This window comes from Methylobacillus sp. MM3, from assembly GCF_001645185.1.
Taxonomy (GTDB): Bacteria; Pseudomonadota; Gammaproteobacteria; order Burkholderiales; family Methylophilaceae; genus MM2.
In genome coordinates this window covers 351,390-357,669 of the sequence record NZ_LXTQ01000020.1, presented here as the reverse complement: position 1 = coordinate 357,669, position 6,280 = coordinate 351,390, and the positions used below count along the sequence as shown (strand labels likewise).

At 58.7% G+C, this 6,280-nt stretch carries 5 protein-coding genes; all 5 read right to left on the bottom strand.

The features are described 5' to 3' along the window. On the bottom strand, window positions 1-136 hold a 136-nt coding region (locus A7976_RS14830; RefSeq protein WP_205633452.1), incomplete at its 3' end, for a class II fructose-bisphosphate aldolase. A gap of 91 nt (window positions 137-227) precedes the next feature. Then, a complete protein-coding gene (gene pyk, locus A7976_RS08715) occupies window positions 228-1,667 on the bottom strand; it encodes a pyruvate kinase (protein WP_067110187.1) in 1,440 nt (479 codons plus the stop codon). Between the two features lie 45 nt (window positions 1,668-1,712). After that, entirely contained in the window at window positions 1,713-2,921 is a 1,209-nt protein-coding gene (locus A7976_RS08710) for a phosphoglycerate kinase (RefSeq protein ID WP_067110183.1), read from the bottom strand. A 57-nt stretch (window positions 2,922-2,978) separates the two neighbouring features. Beyond that, window positions 2,979-3,977 (bottom strand): type I glyceraldehyde-3-phosphate dehydrogenase, encoded by a 999-nt coding sequence (gene gap / locus A7976_RS08705; protein WP_067110180.1) that lies wholly within the window; start codon window positions 3,975-3,977, stop codon window positions 2,979-2,981. A gap of 246 nt (window positions 3,978-4,223) precedes the next feature. Then, window positions 4,224-6,209, bottom strand: coding sequence for a transketolase (gene tkt / locus A7976_RS08700; protein WP_067110177.1), 1,986 nt, complete (start codon window positions 6,207-6,209; stop codon window positions 4,224-4,226). Window positions 6,210-6,280 lie beyond the last annotated feature (71 nt).

Genomic DNA, 6,280 nt, shown 5'->3' with positions numbered 1-6,280 from the left:
TCACCGGGCTGTCCACCGCGTCGGCGGCCTGCATGATGGCGTGGATCTGTTCCATGTTGTTGACGTTGAACGCCGGCAGGCCGTAGCCATTCTCGGCGGCGTGGTCCAGCAGTTGACGCAGGGATACGAGTGCCATGATGTGTTCCTCCGTTGTTACTTGGGAGGCATGCCCTGCCAACCAAATCAGGGCATAACGCCCCTTGAATGAGTATAAAAAATTATTCTAATCAGTTTTGGCGATGCTCGCCAACCTTCACGATTTTGAGGGTATTCGTACCGCCGGATACACCCACAGGTTCGCCGATGGTCAGCAGGATCAGATCGCCGTCCTGCACCAGCCCGCGGCGCATCAATTCGTTTTCCGCTTCTTCCAGAATCCGGTCGCGATCGCTCGTCGTCTGGTCGAAACGGAAGGGATAAACCCCGCGGAACAAGGTCAGCTTGCGGCGCGTGTCCTTCTCGGGCGTCAGTGCGTAAATCGGTACCGAGGTATTGGAACGCGACAACCACATCACGGCAGCGCCGGATTGTGTCATGGAAGCAATCGCCTTCACATTGAGATGCTCGGCGGTATACAGTGCGGCCATCGCGATGGACTCATCGATGCGCTGGAACTGACGGTTGTCCTTGGGCTTGAAAGTCTGGCTGTCATCGTCCGCACGCTCGGCTTCGCGGCACACGCGATCCATCGCGCTGATGGCTTCCACCGGATATTCGCCCGCCGCGCTCTCGGCAGAAAGCATCACGGCATCGGTACCGTCCAGTACTGCGTTGGCAACGTCGGACACTTCGGCGCGAGTCGGAATCGGATTGGTAATCATCGATTCCATCATCTGCGTGGCGGTGATCACCAGCTTGTTGCGCAAGCGCGCCATGCGGATCATGCGCTTCTGCAAACCCGGCACGGCGGCGTCACCGACTTCAACCCCGAGGTCACCACGCGCCACCATGATCACGTCGGCGGCATCGATGATTTCTTCCAATGCGTGAATTGCCTCGGCACGCTCGATCTTGGCAACGATGCTGGCGCGGCCGCCGGCGGCGCGCACCAGTTCGCGCGCGAGTTGCACGTCGGCACCGCTGCGAGGGAAAGAGATCGCCACATAATCGGCTTCCAGCGCCGCTGCAGTCTTGATGTCTTCCCTGTCTTTCTCGGTGAGCGCCTGCGCGGCCAAGCCGCCGCCCTTGCGGTTGATGCCCTTGTTGTTGGAAAGCGTGCCGCCGATGTTGACCGTGCATTCGATTTCGTTGCCGCGCACGGCATCCACCGTCATTACGACACGGCCGTCATCCAGCAGCAGAATGGCGCCACGCTCGACTTCGCCGGGCAGGCTGGGATAGTCGAGGCCGACACGCTGCTGATTGCCCAGCTTGCAGTCGGCATCCAGCGTGAATTTATCGCCGGGAGCGAGACGAATCTTGTCGTTCTCGAAGCGGCCGATACGGATTTTAGGGCCTTGCAGATCGCAGAGAACACCAACGGGCCGACGGCGGCGGCGCGCGATTTCGCGCACCAGCGCAGCACGGTCGATATGGTCCTGCGCGGAACCGTGCGAGAAATTAAGGCGTACCACATCGACACCGGCGGCCACCATGCGATCGAGAACTTCTTCGCTGCTGGAAGCGGGACCCAATGTCGCCACGATTTTTGTTTTACGTAATGTCATTGAATCCCTCTTAATCCGCCCTGCGGTACGACGATGGTATGACAATCAATTCTTGGCGCGTTGCTCCAGCATCTCGACCGCCGGCAGTTTCTTTCCTTCAAGGAACTCAAGGAAGGCGCCGCCGCCAGTGGAGATATAGGAGATGCGATCGCAAATATTGTATTTCGCAATCGCTGCCAGCGTATCGCCGCCGCCGGCAATCGAGAATGCCGGACTTTCAGCGATGGCGAGCCCCAATGCTTTGGTGCCTTCGCCAAACTGATCGAACTCGAACACGCCGACCGGGCCGTTCCAGACGATGGTGCCGGCCTTTTTCAGGTATTCGGCGTAGGTTTTTGCAGTTTCGGGGCCGATGTCGAAAATCATGTCGTCATCCGCGATCTCGCTCACCTTCTTGATGACAGCAGGTTCGTTCGCATCGAATTTCTTGCCGACAACCACATCCGTCGGCACGGGAATATCGCTGCCCTTGGCCTTGGCGGCTGCCATCAGCCGCTTGGCCTCATCCACCAGATCGGCTTCATATAACGATTTACCCACGTTGTAACCGGCAGCCTTGATGAAGGTATTGGCGATGCCGCCGCCGACGATGAGCTGATCCACGATATGGGAAAGCGATTCCAGCACGGTCAGTTTGGTGGAAACCTTGGAGCCGCCGACAATCGCTACCAGCGGACGGGCCGGCTCCTGCAATGCCTTGCCCAGCGCATCGAGCTCTGCAGCCAGCAGCGGGCCGGCACAGGCAACCGGCGCGAACTTTGCCACACCGTGAGTCGAGGCCTGCGCGCGATGCGCGGTACCGAAGGCATCCATCACGTAGATATCGCAAATCTGCGACATTTCCCATGAAAGACGGTCTTCGTTGTTATTTTCGCCGATATTGAACCGCACATTTTCCAGCACGGCTACTTCACCGTCGCGCATCTGCTGTACGTAGGTCTTGCCGTTACCCAACCAATCCTGATATAGCCGGACTTCGCAGCCGAGCAGCGTTGCCAGATGATTGGCCACCGGGCGGAGGCTATCCTTGTCGGTGTAGCGTCCCTCGGTCGGACCTTCCTTCGGCCGGCCCAGATGGGACATCAGCATCACTTTCGCACCGGCATTCATTGCATGCCGGATGGTCGGCAATGACGCGCGAATGCGCGTGTCGTCTGTCACGCTGCCATCGTCGGCCTGAGGTACGTTGAGGTCTTCCCGGATCAGGACACGTTTGCCCCTCAGATCCAGGTCAGTCATTTTGATAACGGACATGATCGTTTCCTTTGAGCTATCGGGCGCCGGGGGCTCAGGGCCCCCGTTATCTAAGGATTACAGTGCGACGTGACGAACAAGCCGCATGAGGTTACAAGTATAGCCGTATTCATTGTCGTACCAGGCGACGACCTTGACGAAAGTAGGATCCAAAATGATCCCGGCTTCCGCATCGAATACGGACGGGCAGATTTCACCGCGGAAATCGGTGGAAACAACCTTGTCCTCGGTATAACCCAGCACATCCTTCAACGCGCCTTCGGAAGCGATCTTCATCGCCTTGCAGATATCTTCGTAAGTGGTCTCTTTGTCGAGTTCGACAGTCAGGTCGACCACGGAAACGTCGGAAGTAGGCACGCGGAACGCCATGCCGGTCAGTTTCTTGTTGAGTTCGGGAATTACCTTGCCGACGGCCTTGGCGGCACCGGTGGAGGACGGGATGATGTTTTCGAGGATGCCGCGACCACCGCGCCAATCCTTGTTGGAGGGGCCATCAACGGTTTTTTGCGTTGCGGTGGCCGCGTGCACAGTCGTCATCAGGCCGCGCTTGATGCCGAAGGCATCATGCAATACCTTGGCAACCGGGGCCAGCGCATTGGTGGTGCAGGAGGCGGCGGAAACGATGGCCTCGCCCTTGTAGGCATCGTGGTTCACGCCGTACACGAACATCGGGGTATCGTCCTTGGAGGGGGCGGATTGCACGACCTTGCTGGCACCCGCGTCGATGTGCTTCTGACAGGTATCCTTGGTGAGGAAGAGGCCCGTGCATTCGATCACGATGTCGGCACCGACTTCGTTCCACTTCAGGGCGGAGGGGTCTCGCTCGGCGGTCAGGCGGATCGGCTTGCCGTTTATTACCAGCGTGTTGCCGTTGACGGAGACTTCACCCTTGAAGCGGCCATGCACGGAATCGTGCTTGAGCATGTAAGCAAGATAATCGGGTTCCAGCAGATCGTTGATCGCCACCACCTCGATTTCAGGGAAATCCTTGATAGCCGCGCGCAGCACCATGCGGCCAATACGGCCAAAGCCGTTGATACCTACTTTGATAGCCATACTACGTACCTCTCCTATTAAGCTGTTTAACAAATTCCGGGGAATAACGCTTTATGCCTTCGGACATCCGGCATGAACAATATTCCTGGGGAATTTGTTAAGCAGCCGCCTCAGAGCATCTAACAAAATGAACTCGCTTGCGCTCACCCCAATGGTCAGCCCTGCGTTCGCTTTTCATTTTGCTAGATGCTCTGAAACAAAAAGGGGGGCCAACACGCTAAGCCCCCCTTCTTTTATTGCAATGATTTACAGCACGGACTTGACGGTTTTGACCACATTTTCAACCGTGAAACCGAAGTGCTTCATCAGCACGCCGCCAGGAGCGGACTCGCCGAAGGTGTCGATGCCGACCACTGCGCCTTCCAGGCCGACATACTTGCGCCAGAAGTCGGGGTGTGCGGCTTCAACGGCCACGCGCTTCACGCCCGGGGTCAGCACGCTGTCGCGGTAAGCCTGGTCTTGCTGGTCGAACACGTTGGTGGACGGCATGGAAACCACGCGCACCTTGGTGCCGGCAGCATTCAGCTCGGCTGCAGCCTTCACCGCCAGATCCAGTTCGGAACCGTTGGCAATGATGATCACGTCGGCCTTGCCTGCCACGTCGGAGAACACATAACCGCCCTTGCGGATCAGGTCAAAGTGCATCGTGTCGTGCTTGATGCCGGTCAGGTTCTGACGCGACAGCACCAGGCTGGTCGGGCCGTCGGTGCGCTCGACTGCAGCCACCCAGGATACGGCGGTTTCGGTCGCGCTACCCGGACGCCATACGTTCATGCGCGGGATATAGCGCAGGCCGGCGGTGTTTTCCACCGGCTGGTGGGTAGGGCCGTCTTCGCCCTGGCCGATGGAGTCGTGGGTCAGCACGTAAACCACGCGCTGCTTCATCAGCGCGGACATGCGCATGCCGTTCTTCATGTAGTCGGAGAACATGTGGAAGGTGCCGCCGAACGGCAGCAGGCCGCCATGCAATGCCATACCGTTCATGATCGCGGCCATACCGAACTCGCGTACGCCGTAGGAGATGTAGTTGCCGGGTTCCTTCGCGTGCACGTGCTTGAAGCTGCCGGTGCTGGTCAGGTTGGAACCGGTCAGGTCGGCGGAACCGCCCAGGAATTCCGGCAGAACCGGAGCCAGGGCGCCGATCACGTTTTGCGATGCCTTGCGGCTGGCAACGCCTTCCGCCTTCTCGTTGGTGGCAGCGATCATGGCGTCGGTGACCTGCTTCCAGTTGGCCGGCAGTTCGTTTGCCATGCGGCGCTTGAACTCGGCAGCTTCAGCCGGGAAGGCCTTGGCGTAAGCGTCGAACTTGGCATTCCATGCAGATTCACGCTCAGCGCCCTTGTCTTTTTGATCCCAGCCGGCGTACACGTCAGCCGGGACTTCGAATGGAGGATAGTTCCAACCGATGTTGGCGCGAGTAGCGGCAACTTCGTCGTCGCCCAGCGCGGAACCGTGGCAGTCGTGCGAACCGCACTTGTTCGGGGAACCCTTGCCGATGATGGTCTTGCAGCAGATCAGGGACGGCTTGTCGGTAACCTTCTTGGCGGCGTCGATCGCCTTCTGGATCGCGTCGGAGTCGTGACCGTCGACGGATTGAACATGCCAGCCGTAAGCTTCAAATCGCTTGGCGGTGTCGTCGGTGTACCAGCCTTCAATGTGACCGTCGATGGAAATGCCGTTGTCGTCCCAGAATGCTACCAGCTTGCCCAGGCCCCAGGTCCCCGCCAGAGCGCAGGATTCGTGGGAAACGCCTTCCATCATGCAGCCGTCGCCGAGGAACACGTAGGTGTAGTGGTCGACGATGTCATGACCGGGCTTGTTGAACTGGCCGGCCAGCAGCTTTTCAGCCATCGCAAAGCCAACGCCGTTGGCGATACCCTGACCCAGCGGACCGGTGGTGGTTTCAATGCCGGGAGCGTAACCGTATTCCGGGTGGCCGGCGCAACGGGAGTGCAGTTGGCGGAAGGTCTTGATGTCGTCGATGGTGACGTCATAGCCGGTCAGGTGCAGCAGGGAGTAAATCAGCATGGAACCGTGGCCGTTGGACAGCACGAAGCGGTCGCGATTGGCCCATTGCGGGTTCTTCGGGTTGTGGCTCAGGTTGTGGTTCCACAGTACTTCAGCGATTTCGGCCATGCCCATAGGTGCGCCGGGGTGACCGGAATTGGCCTTCTGAACCGCATCCATAGACAGTGCACGGATGGCATTTGCCAAGTCTGTACGAGTTGCCATAAATATTCCTATCTTGCTAGTTGAATAGAGAAAAAAGCGCCGCGCCCATCCTTTGGATGGGCCGGAACCGT

Excerpts from the sequence above, each read along its gene's own strand:
- pyk (WP_067110187.1), bottom strand. The coding sequence starts at position 1,667 with ATGACATTACGTAAAACAAAAATCGTGGCGACATTGGGTCCCGCTTCC.
- A7976_RS08710 (WP_067110183.1), bottom strand. The coding sequence starts at position 2,921 with ATGTCCGTTATCAAAATGACTGACCTGGATCTGAGGGGCAAACGTGTC.
- gap (WP_067110180.1), bottom strand. The coding sequence starts at position 3,977 with ATGGCTATCAAAGTAGGTATCAACGGCTTTGGCCGTATTGGCCGCATG.
- tkt (WP_067110177.1), bottom strand. The coding sequence starts at position 6,209 with ATGGCAACTCGTACAGACTTGGCAAATGCCATCCGTGCACTGTCTATG.